Genomic DNA, 16,350 nt, shown 5'->3' with positions numbered 1-16,350 from the left:
GCGAAAATTGATGCAAATATAATTGAATTATTTTTGGTTGCTTAAGAAATAAATAAACAAATAAATCGAAGGGTGTAAACCCTTGTTAACCGTCAGATTATTATGAATGCCAATTTAGACATTGTACCGATGCAAGACTGGATTCAGACGAACGGAAAACCCCTAATTATCGCGGGTCCCTGTTCAGCTGAGACAGAAGAGCAAGTATTAGAAACAGCTCGCCGTATTAAAGCGGAGGGTTATGCTCACATCATGCGAGCAGGTGTTTGGAAACCTCGTACACGTCCAGGCAGTTTTGAAGGGATGGGAGAACCAGCTTTAAAGTGGTTAGTAGAAGCGAAGAAAGAAACAGGATTACCTTTAGCGATTGAAGTAGCTACTCCAGAGCACGTTGAATTAGCCTTGAAATATGGCGTTGATGTTTTGTGGATTGGTGCTCGTACTACGGTTAACCCATTTAACGTACAAGATTTAGCGGATTCTTTGAAAGGAGTAGACGTTCCTGTTTTAGTTAAGAATCCAGTGAATCCAGACTTAGCTCTTTGGGTAGGTGCTTTCGAGCGTCTTCAAGGATCAGGTATCAAGAAATTAGGAGCGATCCACCGTGGTTTCTCTAACGCACAAGAAACAAAGTACCGTAACTCACCTATGTGGGCGATGGCAGTTGAATTAAAGCGTTTGTTCCCTCAAATGCCTTTGATCGGTGACCCATCTCACATGGCTGGAAAGCGTGAATTATTGATGGAATTATCTCAACGTATTTTGGATTTGAATTACGATGGTATGATCATCGAAACTCACCGCGATCCAGATGCTGCATGGTCAGATGCCTCACAACAAGTAACTCCTGAGAAATTAGGTGAAATGTTACGCGATTTAGAAGTTCGTAATGCGAACTACGGCGCTGACTTCTCTGATGAATTAGCGAGCCTTCGCGAGAAAATTGATAACATCGATCGTGAAATATTAGAAGTTCTTGCGGCACGTATGTCAGTAGTGGAGAAATTAGGCGAATACAAGCGCGATAATAACGTAGCGGTATTGCAATTAGATCGTTGGAAGCAATTGCATAATGATCGGGCTAATCAGGCCAAAGGCTTAGCTTTATATCCTGAGTTCGTCGAAGAACTATTCAAATTAGTTCACTTAGAATCGATCCGTAAGCAAACGGAGGTGATGAATAATGCAGCGGTTTAATCGCGACTTATTCGACTAAATAAAAAAGGGCCTAGAAGGGGCCCTTTTTTATTTTTAAGCATTCTTATTTTAAAGCATAGAGCACAAAGAATAAAGCATAGAGATGGTATCGCCTCCGGCGATGAATTCGTGAAGGATTTTTCTGAAATTCATCCGCGAAGCGGATTCAAACTTTATTCTTTGTGCTTTATGCTTTAAGAAGTCGCGACTAGCGACTGATCTTATACCCCGCCCACACAATCAGCCCCATACCGATCAGCGTTATGATATGGGGGAATCCATGGCCTAAAACCACCTCGATGATAATCGAGAAAATAACGGCGCTATTTCCCACGACACCTACCACACTTGCTTTTTCATTTAATAGTGCCTGGGTAGTGAAGTATTGAACTCCTAGGGCTAATAGTCCCATGATGAGTGCTGCTAACCATTCCGCGATGGAAGGTTGCACCCAAACACCGGTGACAAAACTATTTTCAAATCCACCCAAAGTCCCCGTAAGCAAAGAGATGGTCGAAGCGATTAATCCTGCCCCCATGAAGGAAATGACTACCCAGCGGGAGTCATAGTATTTCTGAGCCTCTTTGATGGCTAAATAGCCTAGGGCGGTTCCAATGGCATAAATAATACCGGTGCTATGGTGCCAAATCGATCCGCCGCTTCCGGGCTGAAAAATCAATAAAATGCCGAAAAAGCCGATGAGTAGAAATAAAACCTGTTTGCTGGATAAACCTTCGTTTGGTAATAAGAAAAAACTAAAGACCGCGATAAAGAGCGGGAAGGCCTGCCCGTAGGTGTTTGTTAAGGATAAACCTAAATGCTCTAGGGTAAAAAAGAGGCAATACAGGGTGAATGCGCCCAATAGGCCGCGCAAAATGATGAAATAGAGCTTGCCGCCTACTTGAACGGCGGGCTTGCGGTAAAGACTAATAAATAGAAAGGGTAAACCTACGGCACTGCGGAAAAATACGAGCTGAATGGAGTTAAACGTGTGGCTCATTTCTTTCGCGATCGCGGACATGATTGCGAAGCAAAGAGAGGAAAGCAACATGAAAAAGACACCCTTGTTAGAGTAAATTCGTTTCAGCATGATTTTCAAACAAAGCAAGCCAGGATTTCGATGATTAGCTCAAATTTTGGTAACTTGCATTTCATTTCAAAGGTATGACAAAAAAAATAATTTTATCCCCTGAAGCACCCGCTCCGATCGGTCCTTATTCTCAGGCAGTTGAGGTGAATAACACCCTTTATGTATCCGGACAGATTGCTTTATCCGTTTTTGATGCAGGTGGAACCATTGAAGAGGAGACGAATCAAGTGATGTTGAATTTACAACATATATTGACGGCGGCTGGGTATAGTTTTGATCAGGTAGTGAAATGTTCCATTTTCGTGAAGGATATGAATCTTTTCAGCCAAATAAATGAAGTTTACGGTCGTTTTTTTGTCTCAAATCCTCCAGCCAGGGAAACCGTGGAGGTCGCTCGCCTGCCTAAAGATGTGCGAGTTGAAATTTCCTGTATTGCCTATAAATAAGATAAAATGTCTAATTCAGTACGTGTTCGATTTGCACCCAGTCCTACGGGAGCGCTCCACATTGGAGGGGTAAGAACCGCTTTATATAATTACCTGTTTGCCCGCAAAATGGGCGGTAAATTTTTGTTACGAATCGAAGATACCGATCAGGCGCGCTTTGTGCTCGGTGCGGAGCAATATATTATTGATAGCCTAGCTTGGTTAGGTATCAGCCCAGATGAGGGTGTAGGCGTGGGAGGTCCACATGAGCCTTACCGCCAAAGCGAGCGCAAAGTACTATACAAAGCCTATGCAGATCAATTACTAGCAGAAGGAAAAGCTTATTACGCCTTTGACACATCGGAAGATTTAGACGCGATGCGTACCAGTTTTGAAAGCCAAGGTTCTGCTTTTCAATACAATTCCTTAACGCGTGTTAAGTTAAAAAATTCAATTGCTTTAGCTCAGGCCGAAGTGGATCAATTAATCGCAGATGGAACTCCCTATGTTATTCGCTTGAAAGTTCCAACGAAAGGCGAGGTTCGCTTCCAAGACAGCATTCGTGATTGGGTACACGTTCATACATCCAGCATCGACGATAAGGTCTTGATGAAATCCGATGGAATGCCTACCTACCACTTAGCGAATGTGGTGGATGATCACATTATGGAAATTACCCACGTTATTCGTGGGGAGGAATGGTTGCCTTCGGCTCCATTGCATATTTTATTATATCAGGCTTTTGGTTGGAAAGCCCCTCAGTTCGCGCATTTACCTCTTTTATTAAAGCCAGAAGGCAATGGTAAATTATCGAAGCGCGACGCGGATTTAGGTGGTTTCCCAGTTTTTCCTATGGAATGGACAGATCCGGCTACGGGTGTGGTTTCGAAAGGATTTAAGCAAGAAGGTTATTTGAAGGAAGCTACCTTGAATTTCTTAGCCTTTTTAGGTTGGAATCCAGGTACGGAACAAGAGATGTTTAGCTTGACAGAATTAACGGAGGCATTCTCTTTAGAGCGTATTAATAAAGCCGGGGCGAAGTTCGATGTGAAAAAAGCCCAATGGTTTAATGAGCAATATTTGAAATTACAGGATCCGGTGGCTTTGGCGAAGGATTATTTACCTTCTTTACCAGCTGATCAAGGACTTTCTTTTGTTCACTTGTTTTTAGATCGCATCACTTTTCCGCAAGAATTAGCGGCTAAGGTGGCTGAATTTCAATCACACCCAGCGGTTTACGAAGAGGCTGTTTTAGCTTCTAAATGGAATGTGGATGCAGCCAGTGGATTGAAATTTATTTTACAGGCTTTGCCAGCGGTGAATGCTTGGGAACCAGAAAACATTAAGCAGGCCATTCATGACGTTTTAGAAACGAATGGAATAAAAATGGGTAAGGTGATGCAAATTTTGCGCGTGGCGCTAAGTGGCAATGGAGCGGGTCCAGATTTAATGATTTCCATGCAATTATGGGGAAAATCGGAGGTGATCGAGCGATTGAAATTAGCTTTAACTAAATTTCCCACCGTTTAAAATAGATCATGGCGAAGAAGGAGAAAAAGAAGGAATTGCCTAAAGTGCATCCGGAATTAGCGGGCTTTGAGATGAATATAGATTCATTAGGCCAAATCACCTCCAGCCTCGATCGCGATCGATTAAATGAGTTTTTGGACAAGCATATGCCTGAGGATAAAAAATTAAAGCCAAAAGAAAATGAAGGTTAGTCAAGAGGATGTCAAGAAAGTGGCGCATTTAGCCCGATTAGACATCGCTGAATCACAAATAGAACAGATGCAAGATTCCATTAACAAAGTGTTAGTTTGGATGGAGGCATTGAACGCAGTGGATACGTCTGCTGTGGAACCTTTAGTACATATGACCTCAGCCTTGAATAACTTCAGAGAAGATGAGGCAAAAATTACCTTAGATCGCGCAAAAGCGCTTGCCTTAGGTCCAGATACGAATGAGACCTATTTTAAAGTGCCGCAAGTGATTGAGTAAGTAATGGAATAATTAGCCGATATAGAATTCTATCGCCTTTTTCATCTCGGATTTACTAACCGGAATATCGTAGCCACAATCCCCAATACCTGTTAACAAGGAGAATCTCACTTCCCCACCTTTGTTCTTTTTATCTTGAAGTGTCAAAGCAATGATGGCAGGAATCTCCGAAGCCTTCAAAGTTACTTTCCCATAAGTCTCAAACAAATACACTTCGATATCCCCTAATTCATCAGCGCTAATTAATCCACGTTGAAAAGCTAGGAAAGCCTCCATGATCATTCCGACCGCGATCGCTTCTCCATGTAAAATCTTGCGTTTGCCTTGATCTAATAAGAATGTTTCCACGGCATGCCCAAAAGTATGTCCCCAATTTAGGATTTTGCGTAATCCTTTTTCAGTCGGATCCTCTGCCACTACGGCTTTCTTGATTTCGACGGAATGCTCAATTAGCCCCGCAAAGTCAACCTGTGCAAAATCCATATGACTAATTTGCTCCCATTTCTCCGCATCGCGAATTAGGCAATGCTTGATGATTTCTGCGTAGCCGGAGAGCTTTTGAGCTGGGGCTAAAGTTTGAATGAAATCGGGATCAATTAAAACGGTTTTGGGTAGATTAAATACCCCAATATGGTTCTTTAAGCCTTGAAAATCTACGCCTAATTTCCCTCCTACACTCGCATCCACCTGAGCCAAAAGCGTGGTAGGCACCTGAATGAAATCAATTCCTCTCTTATAAGTGGACGCACAAAACCCACCCAAATCCCCAATCACCCCGCCGCCCAGATTAATCAAAAGGCCATGGCGATCCATATTTGCCTTCGTCATCGCTTCCCACACCTTTTCACAAGTGCCCAAATGCTTATTATTCTCCCCTGATTTTATCTGAATCTTGATAAATCCGGAGGGTAAATAAGCTTGAATTAAGGGAAGGCAATGCTTCGAAGTTTGCTCGTCGACTAAAACCGCTATTTGCAAATAGGAATTTTCGCTTAAAAAAGCAGGCAAAGATTTTGAAATAGAAGCGATTTCGACTGACATAGGATTTTTTTCTTCAATGGATTCCTCAAAATTACCATGATTTTGTGAAAATGGACTATTTTTTGCCTAATTTTGTGAAGCTTGTTAATCCCACAAGATTTACATTTTTTATGAGAGAGATTCAGTATAGAGAAGCCTTACGTGAGGCGATGAATGAGGAAATGCGACGTGATGCATCCGTTTTTTTAATGGGTGAGGAAGTAGCAGAATACAACGGTGCCTACAAAGTTTCACAAGGAATGTTAGATGAATTCGGTCCTGAGCGCGTAATTGATACGCCGATTGCTGAATTAGGTTTTGGTGGTATTGCCGTAGGCGCATCAGCGAATGGTCTTCGTCCCATTGTTGAATTTATGACTTTTAATTTCTCTTTAGTTGCGATTGATCAAATTATCAACTCAGCATCTAAATTGATGTCTATGTCCGGTGGACAATATTTTTGCCCTATCGTCTTCCGTGGTCCTACGGGAAATGCAGGTCAATTATCTTCACAACACTCGTCTAACTTCGAGAACTGGTTTGCGAACACTCCCGGTTTAAAAGTGGTGGTTCCTTCGAATCCAGCAGATGCGAAAGGTTTACTTAAATCAGCGATTCGTGATAACGATCCGGTGATCTTTATGGAATCTGAGGTGATGTATGGTGACAAAGGTTTAGTACCTGATGGAGAATACTTAATCCCTATTGGTAAGGCAAATATCGTGAAGCCAGGTTCTACGGTGACGATTGTTACCTTTGGTAAAATGCTTTCGCGTGTGGTTATGCCTGCAGTAGAGGAATTAGAGAAACAAGGAATCTCTTGCGAAGTAATCGATTTACGTTCGGTTCGTCCGATTGATTATATCACAGTGGTTGAATCTGTTAAGAAAACAAATCGTTGTGTTGTAGTGGAGGAAGCGAATCCTTTATCTGCGATTTCATCTGAAATTGCGTACCACTTACAGCGTTGGGCATTTGATTATTTAGATGCGCCCGTGGTTCGTGTAAACTCACGTGACTTACCACTTCCGTATGCGCCTACTTTGATCGAAGAAATTCTTCCTAGCATCGAGCGTACGATCCAAGCGGTTAAAACAGTGACTTATAAGAAGTAGTTCTTAATTGCATAAAAAAAAGCCGGAGCTTCGTGAGAGGGTCCGGCTTTTTTATGCAGTAGTCAGTAGACAGTGGTCGGTAATCACTCCATTGTCTCTTCTCTTTACTCTTTACTCTCTTCTCTCTACTCTATAATCTACTATATACTGACTACTGATTACTGTCTACTGTTTACTGTCTACTGTTTACAGTACGTAGATAAATCTCGACCCATCCACATCCACACCCTCTAACTTGATGCGTCCTTTTCTAGATTCCAAAGCTTCAACCGCCTCCTTAGGAGTGTTGATTACTTTATCATTGATCTTCGTGATGACGGAACCTTTTGCAAGACCATACATTTCTAAACGACCGTCAGGCAATATTTCAGCGATTTTTACACCTGAGCTTACGCCAAACTTCTTCAATTCAGCCGGAGTTAGGCTCGCGAATTTCGCACCTAAGAACTCTGATTTAGCTGATTCTGGAGAATTGTCGCCTTTCACTATTTCGGTATTACCGTCCTTGTTCTTCAAGGTTACTTTGAATTCCTTCAAAGCCCCATCGCGATTAACTGTTACTTGAAGTGGCTCACCTGGGCGTTTTCTGCTGACGATTTCCATCAGTTTTGCAGATGATTTAGTCTCTACGCCATCGATTTTAACAATCACGTCGTTAATCTTGATGCCAGCATCTTTTGCTGCTGAATTCTCTGAGAAACCTCCCACATAAACACCTGCGCTTGTCTTTAAGTCTTTTTCGTCGGCTAATTTGGCATTCACCTCTGAGATTTGAACTCCTAAGAATCCGCGTTGTACGTTACCGTATTTGATTAAATCACCAGATACTTTCTTCACAATGCTCACTGGCACGGCGAAAGAGTAGCCGGCAAACTGTCCTGTGCGAGAGTAGATGGCCGTATTGATACCGATTAATTCTCCTTTTAAGTTCACCAAAGCTCCACCTGAGTTACCTGGGTTTACCGCTGCATCGGTTTGGATGAATGATTCCAATGGATTCATGTCTGGGCTATCGCGGTCGATAATGTTTTGACGACCTTTGGCAGAAATAATACCCGCTGTGACAGTCGACTCTAAATTAAATGGATTGCCCACGGCTAATACCCATTCGCCTACGCGAATGCCGTCGGAATCGCCAAAAGTCAAGAAAGGTAAATTAGTTTCTTTGATTTGTATCACGGCTAAGTCAGACGAAGGATCCGTAGAAATAACTTTCGCCTTGTATTCTCTTTTGTCATTTAATATAACCAACACCTCTGACGCATCAGCGACTACGTGGTTATTCGTAACTATATAGCCATCAGCAGAGATAATAACTCCGGAGCCTGATGCTTCTTGTGGTTGTTGCTGTTGTCTGCGACCGCCACCGCCACCGAATGGATCCCCACCAAAGAAATCATCGAATGGACTGGAGTATTGTTGTTGTCTTTGGCGCGTTTCCATCTTTGTCTTAATGTGAACCACGGCTGGAGTTGATTTTTCTGCAGCATACGTGAATTCACCTGGATTGCCTGGTACGTTTTGATTTGAAACGGTGGATGTGAAGGCAGATGGTGCATCCGAAATTCCGGATGAACTACCTAAATTAAATAGCGAATAGGCGCCTAAAGTGACTCCACTGGACATTAATGCAATGATTGCATACGACTTGAGCTGATTATTCATTTCCATTTGGCATTAGTATATTTAAAATTTGTACTGCGAATTTAATCGAAAATTAGGCTTGAACAACCTCATTAACAAGTTTTAAGAGTTTTAAATCCCAAAGGAAATGGCTAATTTTGTGCTTCATACGTAAAAACACGTCCAAATGATTTTAAGTGAGCAAGAATTATTAAGGAGACAGAAGCGCCAAGAATTGCTGGCGATGGGAATTGATCCTTATCCTGCACAGGAATACCCGGTGAATGTTTATTCTGATCAGATTTTGGCAGAATTTAAACCTGAGTCTGGTGATTTCCAGGAAGTCGTGTTAGCGGGTCGCTTAATGGGCTTTCGAATTATGGGAAACGCCTCATTTGCAGAACTTCAAGACGCGAATGGACGTATTCAATTATACTTCCGCCGGGACGATCTTTGTCCAGGTGAGGATAAGACCTTATATAATACGGTTTTCAAAAAGTTATTAGACATCGGTGACATTATCGGTGTGAAAGGATATGTGTTCACGACGCAAATGGGAGAAATTTCTGTGCACGTGCGTGAATTTACGCTATTGTCCAAAGCCTTAAAGCCGCTTCCTGTCGTTAAAGAAGCAGACGGCCAAACCTACGACGCCTTCTCTGACCCAGAAATGCGGTACAGACAACGTTATGTAGATTTAATTGTCAATCCATCCATAAAAGACATTTTTATCAAACGCGCGAAGATCATTTCTACGATGCGTACGATGTTCGACGAACGCGGCTGGTTAGAAGTGGAAACACCTATTTTGCAAGCCGTGCACGGTGGTGCCTCTGCTCGACCGTTCAAGACGCATCACAATACTTTAGATATGCCCCTTTATTTGCGTATCGCGAATGAATTATATCTAAAGCGTTTGATTGTAGGAGGTTTTGATGGAGTATATGAGTTCGGTAAAATGTTCCGTAATGAAGGAATGGACCGCACGCATAACCCAGAATTCACGTCATTAGAGTTCTACGTTGCTTATAAAGATTATAACTGGATGATGAACCTGACGGAGTTAATCATCGAAACGGTAGCATCTAGACTTCACGGTAAAACCAAAATCGCAGTAGGGGAGAATGAGATCGAATTCGCAGGCCCTTATCCTCGCTTAACAATCTCGGGTGCGATTTTACAGTATTCAGGTGTGGATGTAGATGCTTTGGGCGAAGATGAATTGCGCGCTAAATGTATCGAATTCGGAATGGACGTCGATAAAGGAATGGGGAAAGGAAAGTTGATCGACGAATTATTTGGAGAGAAAGTAGAGGCGAACTTAATTCAACCGACGTTTATCACGGATTATCCAGTGGAGATGTCTCCTTTAACGAAAAAGCACCGTTCGAAAGAAGGTTTAGTGGAGCGTTTTGAATTATTTGTGAATGGAAAAGAGATTGCCAATGCGTATTCGGAATTAAATGACCCTATCGATCAAAGGGAGCGTTTCGAGGATCAACTAGCACTAGCTGAACGTGGTGATGATGAGGCGATGGCCATGGATTACGATTTTATTCGTTCCTTAGAATATGCCATGCCACCTACTTCGGGTATAGGTATTGGTATAGATCGTTTAACGATGTTGATGACGAACCAGTCCTCTATACAAGAAGTTTTATTCTTCCCTCAAATGCGTGCCGAAGTAGTGAAGGAAGTAGATTCCGAATCGGCTTTTGCGGAGAGAGGTATATCGGAGGTTTGGATTCCCGCTTTACAAAAGATGGGCATCTTAACATTAGAAGCATTAGATGCGGCTAATCCGAATAAAGTATTTAATGATTTGGGAGGAATGCGGAAGAAATTGAAGATCGAGGCAGCGATGCCGACTAAAGATGAAGTGACAGCTTGGATTCAAGCGTAAGTTTACCTGATATGCATAAAAAAAGCCTTCCGTAAAGAAGGCTTTTTTTATTTCTCTTTAACTAGAGATCAATGTTGCAATTTTATAGGTAAACCTATATATATATTGTAAATAAAGATTTTCTCTAATCAAAAAAACGTAAGAAAATTAGATTTTCTTTACGTTGATAGCGTTTGCTCCACGCTTTCCATCAGTAACTTCGTAAGATACTGAATCATTTTCGCGGATAGTAACACCTGAAAGGCCAGTTACGTGTACGAAAATGTCTTCACCTGTTTGATCGTCAACAACGAATCCGAAACCTTTAGTCTCGTTGAAAAATTTTACTTTACCAGTTTGCATAAAAATAATGTTAAAAAAATTAAAACCATCCAGACGAAAGTCTTTCAAGCTCTCAAATGTAGAAAAAAAACAATTGCATGCAAGATTTTTTATATAAAAAAACGATTATTTTAAAATATAATATAAATATTCATATATTTTATATTATTATTTTAAGTATCTAAAATTTGCATACAAAATTGACTAAATTTGTATCACACAATCAGCACCCTATGGAAAAACTGAAATTTTTTGTTGAGAATCAGGCATTTGGCGTTTGTACTCGCTTAGGAGAGAAGTTTAAAATCTCCACAAGTAGCATAAGATTGTACTTTATTTATACCTCTTTTTTAACGATGGGATCCCCCGTTATTATTTATTTGATCTTAGCTTTTTGGATGAATATCCGCCGCTATTTACGTCAAAGAAATAACCCAAGTGTCTGGGATATTTAAAATCTAATTTTATCGAATTGCTTTTTGCCCTCTAAGAAATAGGCCTTTAAAATGCTACTGGAATAACTAGCTGGCCAAGATTTTTGTTGTTCTGTGGGCAACTTTTGTTTTTCTTTTTCAAAGAATACATAGCGATAATAGCCAAAATGAGCCTTCAAGATGGCTGTAAAAGAAGAAAATTTCCCCTCTACTAAAAACTTAATGCCTGCGATTCCGTCTAAAATCATTCGAATGAAAATGATTTTAAAGCGCTGAGAAGGTTCCAGATTTTTATACAACAGAATTAAATTGTTTCGAAAATTGAGGTAGGTTTTGAATGGATTTTCTTTGTTCAAAGTCCCACCACCTACGTGCAATACCTCACTTTCGGCTACGGCCGCAATGCTATAACCAGCTCTTTGCATTCTCCAACAGAGATCGATTTCCTCCATGTGAGCGAATAAATAGTTATCTAATCCTCCTACTTTTTGGAATATATCAGACCGAACCATTAAGCAAGCGCCTGTAGCCCAATTCACTAGTGAGGTAGCGTATTGTCCTTCATTTTTTTCTAGGGTATCGAAAATTCGACCCCGGCAGAAAGGGTACCCATATTTGTCCCAAAAACCACCAGCAGCTCCCGCGTATTCAAAATAATCAGGTTTGTTATAATCTAGTAGAAAGGGTTGTGCTGCTGCAACAAGTGGATTCGCTTCGAAATAATTTAAAAGAGGCGCTAACCAGCCTTTTCGAGGCGCTATATCGGAATTCATTAATACAAAGTAGTCGGCTTTTATTTGGCCTAAAGCAAAATTATATCCCCCAGCATAGCCTAAATTTTCAGCCCAGGAAAGGACGGAAACGCTAGGGAAATTGGTGGCTAATAGCGCTAAAGAATCATCTGTTGAGCCATTATCTGCCACATAAATCGTCGCATCCTGCGTGTTTTCCAACACGATTGGTAGAAAGTCGGCTAAGAATTTCCGACCATTGTAATTTAATATGACGACGGCTACAGACATGCCACAAAGGTAATCGAAATCAATCAAATTAGAATTTCTTTCAGAAAGATGTATTTTTGTTGCTTCATTCAATCGTAAAATTTATGTGGTCAAGTATATTTAGAAAGAAATCCATCGATAAGATTGTGGCTGACCAGTTAGCCATGGAAAGTATAGAGGGGAATGCGCTGGATCGCAATTTGGGTGTACGTGATTTGACTTTCATGGGTGTGGCGGCCATTATTGGGGCGAGTATATTTTCAGCTATCGGTCAAGCGTCTGCCAATGGGGGGCCTGCGGTTTCCATGTTGTTCGTATTTACCGCCATGGCCTGTATGTTTACAGCCTTCTGTTATGCGCGTTTCGCAGCTACTGTGCCTATTTCTGGTAGTGCTTATACGTATGCTTACACGAGTTTAGGAGAGATTGTAGCCTGGATTTTGGGCTGGAATTTACTATTAGAATATGCTATTTCAAACGTAGCTGTGGCGATTTCTTGGTCTAAATACTTCGTTGATTTATTAGAAGGTCTAGGCGTTCATGTGCCGGAGTTTATGACGATGGATTATTTATCAGCTAAAAGAGCCTTTGTCGAAACGACGTCTTCTTTAGCAGGCGGTCAGAAATTTGAAACATTATCGGTTAATCTGCGCGAAGGTTTTACGGCATACCAATCGGCTCCTACCATTTTTGGGTGGCATTTTGTGGCTAATATTCCTGCTTTATTAATCACTGTTGCCATTACCTATTTAGTATATATTGGAATTAGGGAGTCGAAAAACACGAATAATATTCTCGTGATTTTGAAACTTTTAGTGATTATGATTGTGGTAGGAGTGGGTGCTTTTTATGTGCAAGTAGAGAACTGGACCCCATTTGCCCCTAACGGAATATCCGGAGTTTTAAAGAGTGTGGCCGCCGTTTGTTTTGCCTACATTGGCTTTGACTCGATTTCAACTACGGCAGAGGAATGCAAGAATCCACAGCGGGATATTCCCAAAGCCATGATGTACGCCCTCATTATTTGTACCGTCCTCTATGTATTGGTTACTTTGGTTTTAACAGGAATTGTTCCATCCCAGGAATTAGCTGGAATTGAGGATCCTTTGGCCTTCATGTTCATGCATGTCGGATTGCCAGGAGTAGCCGGAATCGTGGCAGCCAGCGCCGTAATCGCCTTAACATCCGCGCTTTTAGTCTATCAATTAGGTCAGCCACGTATTTGGATGACAATGTCACGCGATGGATTATTGCCAAAAGCCTTCTCCCGAATCCACCCCAAATACAGAACTCCTTCCTTCTCCACCATTATGACCGGTGTTTTAGTGGGTGTTCCAGCCTTATTTGCTAACCTGGAGGAAGTGATTAATTTGAGTAGTATTGGAACCCTATTCGCCTTTGTTTTAGTGTGCGGTGGCGTATTGGTTTTAGATTTGGATCCGGAGAATCAAAAGAAATCAAAATTCAAGATTCCTTATATCAACTCAAGTTACTATGTGGGTCTATCGCTGATTTTAGCGATCGGTCTAATATCGTATTCCGGAGTAAATCTTATCGAATGGTTGCAAGGTTTATACTCTGGAGAGACGAGAGTAGATCATTTTATCATGGGTGGCTTCTTCCTGATTTGGGCTGTAATGGCGTTCTTTAGTGTGACGAAAAAACTTTCTTTAATTCCCGTTTTAGGCCTCTTAGTTAACTTATATCTGATGACCCAAATGGGCTCCACAAACTGGGAACGGTTTATGTATTGGTGCCTGGCAGGGGTAGTTATTTATTTTGGGTATAGTTATCGGAAGTCGAAACTTAACATTAAAGAATAAAGCATAAAGTATAAAGTATAAAGTTGGAATAAAAATAGGGCTGAATTTTCAGCCCTATTTTTATGATTTTGGTAAAACATTTCAAAAAATGTTGCGAAGCAACAACCTTCTTTATTCTTTGTGCTTTAAAAGTATGCTTTACGAACTGACGCTAGTCATTTCGTCTTCCACCCAACAAATTAAGATAATACAGCAACTGCGCTAACATACCCAACGCAGCAACGACGTAGGTCATCGCAGCCCACCAAAGAGCGTCTTTAGACATCACGTATTCCTCTGGAGTCACAATGCCTTTCTCTTTGATCCAGTTTAAGGCTCTATTAGATGCATCGAATTCGACTGGCAGGGTTACGAAACTAAATAAGGTAGCCATGGCAAAAAGTGCAACGCCGATGGCTAATAAGGTGGTGTTTCCAGTTGAATAAAGGGTAAACATACCGATCATCAATAGGATGGGCATAAAGCCGTTCGAAATACTAAGCATAGGAACCAGAGCACTACGTAATTGTAAATAGGAGTAAGCTCGCGCGTGTTGAACTGCGTGACCGCATTCGTGGGCAGAAACCGCAGCGGCTGCCGCGTTGCGACCGTGGTAGACATCTTCACTTAAATTGACGGTTTTGTCAGCTGGATTGTAATGGTCGGTTAATTGGCCTGCTACTGAGATGACACGAACATCAGAGATTCCGTGGTCCGCTAGCATTTGTTCAGCGATCTCTTGTCCGGACAAATTGCTTTGCAGCGAGGTTTGAGAATGCGTTTTAAACTTAGATTTTAGTCGCCATGAGATAAGCATACCTGCGACTCCGAAAATAATGGCTATGAAATACATGTGTTTATTGTTTAAGTTTTTGAATGATTTTGGTGGTTGAATAGTCTGGTACTAGAGCAATTGTTTTTACTTCACCGCCGGCTGCTAACACTTCTTTGGCACCTATAATGGTCTCTATTGTATAATCGTCACCTTTTACTAACACATCCGGGTTTAAGGCATGAATAAGTTCTAAAGGAGTCGATTTGCCGAAGATAATGACCAGAGAGACAAATCCCAAAGCGGCGATTAAACGTGCTCGCGCATATTCCGAATTGATGGGTCTTTCGACCCCTTTCTCAAGTGTGCGAACAGAGGCGTCAGAATTAACTGCCACGATCATTTTAGAGCCGAATTCGCTCGATTTTTCTAAATAATCGATGTGGCCTAAATGCAAAATATCAAAGCATCCGTTCGTAAATACCACTTTATCGCCAGCGGATTTCCAATTTTTGCGGATCTCGATGGCTTCTGCAAGAGAGGTAATTTTATGTTCAGTTCTGTTCGACACGGGACGAAATTTTGGGTAAAAACAACGTAATAATAAAACTAAATCCACCCAATAACAAGAGCGTGATCATTTGAGTTCCATGGAAAAAGGTGGCGAGCATAAAGCCGTCTTTATAGGCTAGAGAATAAAATACAAAGGCGGATGCGACGAGGCTATGATAAGCTCCGATACCGCCTTGGGTGGGAGTGGCCATCCCGAAGGTTCCCATTACTAATACGGTTAATGCGGCACTCAGTCCAAGATTTTCACTCAACGGAAAGGCTAAAAATAAGGTATAGGTGCTGAGGTAATAGCAAAGCCAAATACCCACGCTATAACCGATGAATTTACCCGGAGATTCTAGGTGTCGAATACTGCTTATGCCAGCAATCCAGCCACGTAGCATTTTGCCAATTTTTGATTCTGTTCCGATATTTTGGAGGAAATCTTTAAACTTCCAAAGTAGGCCTAAACCAACTAGTCCTAGCGCAGATACTGTCATAATTAAGGCGCCTGATGGCAATTGCAAGGTAGGAAAGAGGCTTTTTTGCAAGGGCTCCCATTCGAAAAGAAAGGTAATTCCTACTAATACAACTAGGCTTAACAGATCGACAATTCGCTCTGTAATCACCGTGCCAAAGGACTCTTCAAACGGAATGTCTGCCGTCTTTTTCAATGATCCACATCGGGACACTTCGCCTAATCGGGGTACTAGAAAATTAGCAAAATAGCCGATTAATACGGCGGAAAAGGTTCTAAGTGTACCAGGCTGATAGGCCATGGCGCCTAGCAATTGCTCCCATCGTAAGGTGCGTAATACATGTGAAACTAAGGATATAATGATGGATACGATGACCCAGTTGTAATCTGCTTGATAAAAGGTTTGTAGTATATCGTTCCAGTGTAATTGACTTTTAGAAAAGGCCCAAAACAAAAGGCCTCCAGCTAATAAACTGGAAATAAGGTATTTTATAATCGACTTCAGCATATTCTTCTCCTGTATCAGTTCGCAAATTAAAGACCTTTCATTAGTTAATGATGGTGTTAATCAGATTATTTTTTGTAATTTTGTAATGTTTTTTGGGGTAATTTCCCCCTA

General features: G+C 41.4%; 17 protein-coding genes. 9 read left to right on the top strand and 8 right to left on the bottom strand.

All coding sequences use genetic code 11. The features are described 5' to 3' along the window. The first annotated feature begins 102 nt into the window (after positions 1-102). The gene (locus tag ACST13_RS10545) at positions 103-1,197 is read left to right on the top strand and encodes a chorismate mutase (protein WP_459523159.1); all 1,095 of its coding nucleotides are present in this window, start codon (positions 103-105) and stop codon (positions 1,195-1,197) included. Between the two features lie 208 nt (positions 1,198-1,405). On the opposite strand, the gene ACST13_RS10540 is transcribed toward ACST13_RS10545, so the two are convergent. Next, entirely contained in the window at positions 1,406-2,287 is an 882-nt protein-coding gene (locus ACST13_RS10540) for a DMT family transporter (RefSeq protein WP_459523158.1), read from the bottom strand. A 74-nt stretch (positions 2,288-2,361) separates the two neighbouring features. Here ACST13_RS10540 and ACST13_RS10535 point away from each other — a divergent pair, with 74 nt between their 5' ends. The 4 genes from ACST13_RS10535 to gatC are packed head-to-tail and all read left to right on the top strand — an operon-like array spanning position 2,362 to position 4,710. Continuing rightward, positions 2,362-2,733: a Rid family detoxifying hydrolase gene (locus tag ACST13_RS10535; RefSeq protein ID WP_459523157.1), complete on the top strand. Its 372-nt coding sequence runs from the start codon at positions 2,362-2,364 to the stop codon at positions 2,731-2,733. A 6-nt stretch (positions 2,734-2,739) separates the two neighbouring features. Then, positions 2,740-4,242, top strand: coding sequence for a glutamate--tRNA ligase (gene gltX, locus ACST13_RS10530; protein ID WP_459523156.1), 1,503 nt, complete (start codon positions 2,740-2,742; stop codon positions 4,240-4,242). A gap of 8 nt (positions 4,243-4,250) precedes the next feature. Continuing rightward, positions 4,251-4,433, top strand: a complete 183-nt coding sequence (locus tag ACST13_RS10525) for a hypothetical protein (RefSeq protein WP_459523155.1) — start codon at positions 4,251-4,253, stop codon at positions 4,431-4,433. After that, the gene (gatC, locus tag ACST13_RS10520; protein WP_459523154.1) at positions 4,423-4,710 is read left to right on the top strand and encodes an Asp-tRNA(Asn)/Glu-tRNA(Gln) amidotransferase subunit GatC; all 288 of its coding nucleotides are present in this window, start codon (positions 4,423-4,425) and stop codon (positions 4,708-4,710) included. Before ACST13_RS10525 ends, gatC begins: the two co-directional genes overlap by 11 nt. Positions 4,711-4,722: 12 nt before the next feature. Here gatC and aroB read toward each other — a convergent pair whose 3' ends face one another. Continuing rightward, a complete protein-coding gene (aroB, locus tag ACST13_RS10515) occupies positions 4,723-5,751 on the bottom strand; it encodes a 3-dehydroquinate synthase (RefSeq protein WP_459523153.1) in 1,029 nt (342 codons plus the stop codon). A 110-nt stretch (positions 5,752-5,861) separates the two neighbouring features. Between aroB and ACST13_RS10510 the strand changes: the two genes are divergently transcribed. Further along, positions 5,862-6,845, top strand: a complete 984-nt coding sequence (locus tag ACST13_RS10510; protein ID WP_459523152.1) for a pyruvate dehydrogenase complex E1 component subunit beta — start codon at positions 5,862-5,864, stop codon at positions 6,843-6,845. Positions 6,846-7,031: 186 nt separating this feature from the next. Here the strand turns inward: ACST13_RS10510 and ACST13_RS10505 are convergent, their stop codons facing one another. After that, positions 7,032-8,510 (bottom strand): Do family serine endopeptidase, encoded by a 1,479-nt coding sequence (locus ACST13_RS10505; protein ID WP_459523151.1) that lies wholly within the window; start codon positions 8,508-8,510, stop codon positions 7,032-7,034. Between the two features lie 145 nt (positions 8,511-8,655). Here ACST13_RS10505 and lysS point away from each other — a divergent pair, with 145 nt between their 5' ends. Continuing rightward, on the top strand, positions 8,656-10,371 hold the full coding sequence (gene lysS / locus ACST13_RS10500) for a lysine--tRNA ligase (RefSeq protein ID WP_459523150.1): 1,716 nt from the start codon (positions 8,656-8,658) through the stop codon (positions 10,369-10,371). A gap of 147 nt (positions 10,372-10,518) precedes the next feature. Here the strand turns inward: lysS and ACST13_RS10495 are convergent, their stop codons facing one another. After that, positions 10,519-10,713, bottom strand: a complete 195-nt coding sequence (locus tag ACST13_RS10495; protein ID WP_395783928.1) for a cold-shock protein — start codon at positions 10,711-10,713, stop codon at positions 10,519-10,521. Between the two features lie 212 nt (positions 10,714-10,925). On the opposite strand from ACST13_RS10495, the gene ACST13_RS10490 reads away from it, so the two are divergent. Then, entirely contained in the window at positions 10,926-11,147 is a 222-nt protein-coding gene (locus tag ACST13_RS10490) for a PspC domain-containing protein (RefSeq protein ID WP_459462256.1), read from the top strand. On the opposite strand, the gene ACST13_RS10485 is transcribed toward ACST13_RS10490, so the two are convergent. Then, positions 11,144-12,148, bottom strand: coding sequence for a glycosyltransferase family 2 protein (locus ACST13_RS10485; protein ID WP_459523149.1), 1,005 nt, complete (start codon positions 12,146-12,148; stop codon positions 11,144-11,146). The genes ACST13_RS10490 and ACST13_RS10485 overlap by 4 nt on opposite strands. A gap of 83 nt (positions 12,149-12,231) precedes the next feature. On the opposite strand from ACST13_RS10485, the gene ACST13_RS10480 reads away from it, so the two are divergent. Then, complete coding sequence (locus ACST13_RS10480; protein WP_459523148.1) at positions 12,232-13,950, top strand: amino acid permease; 1,719 nt, start codon at positions 12,232-12,234, stop codon at positions 13,948-13,950. Between the two features lie 151 nt (positions 13,951-14,101). Here ACST13_RS10480 and ACST13_RS10475 read toward each other — a convergent pair whose 3' ends face one another. Genes ACST13_RS10475 through ACST13_RS10465 form a run of 3 tightly spaced genes read right to left on the bottom strand, consistent with a single transcriptional unit; the run spans position 14,102 to position 16,239 of the window. Then, positions 14,102-14,782 carry a zinc metallopeptidase gene (locus tag ACST13_RS10475; protein WP_459523147.1) on the bottom strand — a complete coding sequence of 227 codons (681 nt, stop codon included), beginning with the start codon at positions 14,780-14,782 and terminating at the stop codon, positions 14,102-14,104. Between the two features lie 4 nt (positions 14,783-14,786). Next, positions 14,787-15,272 (bottom strand): adenylyltransferase/cytidyltransferase family protein, encoded by a 486-nt coding sequence (locus tag ACST13_RS10470; protein WP_459523146.1) that lies wholly within the window; start codon positions 15,270-15,272, stop codon positions 14,787-14,789. Next, on the bottom strand, positions 15,256-16,239 hold the full coding sequence (locus tag ACST13_RS10465) for a lysylphosphatidylglycerol synthase transmembrane domain-containing protein (protein WP_459523145.1): 984 nt from the start codon (positions 16,237-16,239) through the stop codon (positions 15,256-15,258). Before ACST13_RS10465 ends, ACST13_RS10470 begins: the two co-directional genes overlap by 17 nt. Positions 16,240-16,350 lie beyond the last annotated feature (111 nt).

This window comes from Aquirufa sp. A-Brett2-W8 (assembly GCF_054558755.1).
The sequence above is the reverse complement of the archived record's forward strand: the minus strand, read 5'-3'. Positions and strand labels throughout refer to the sequence as shown.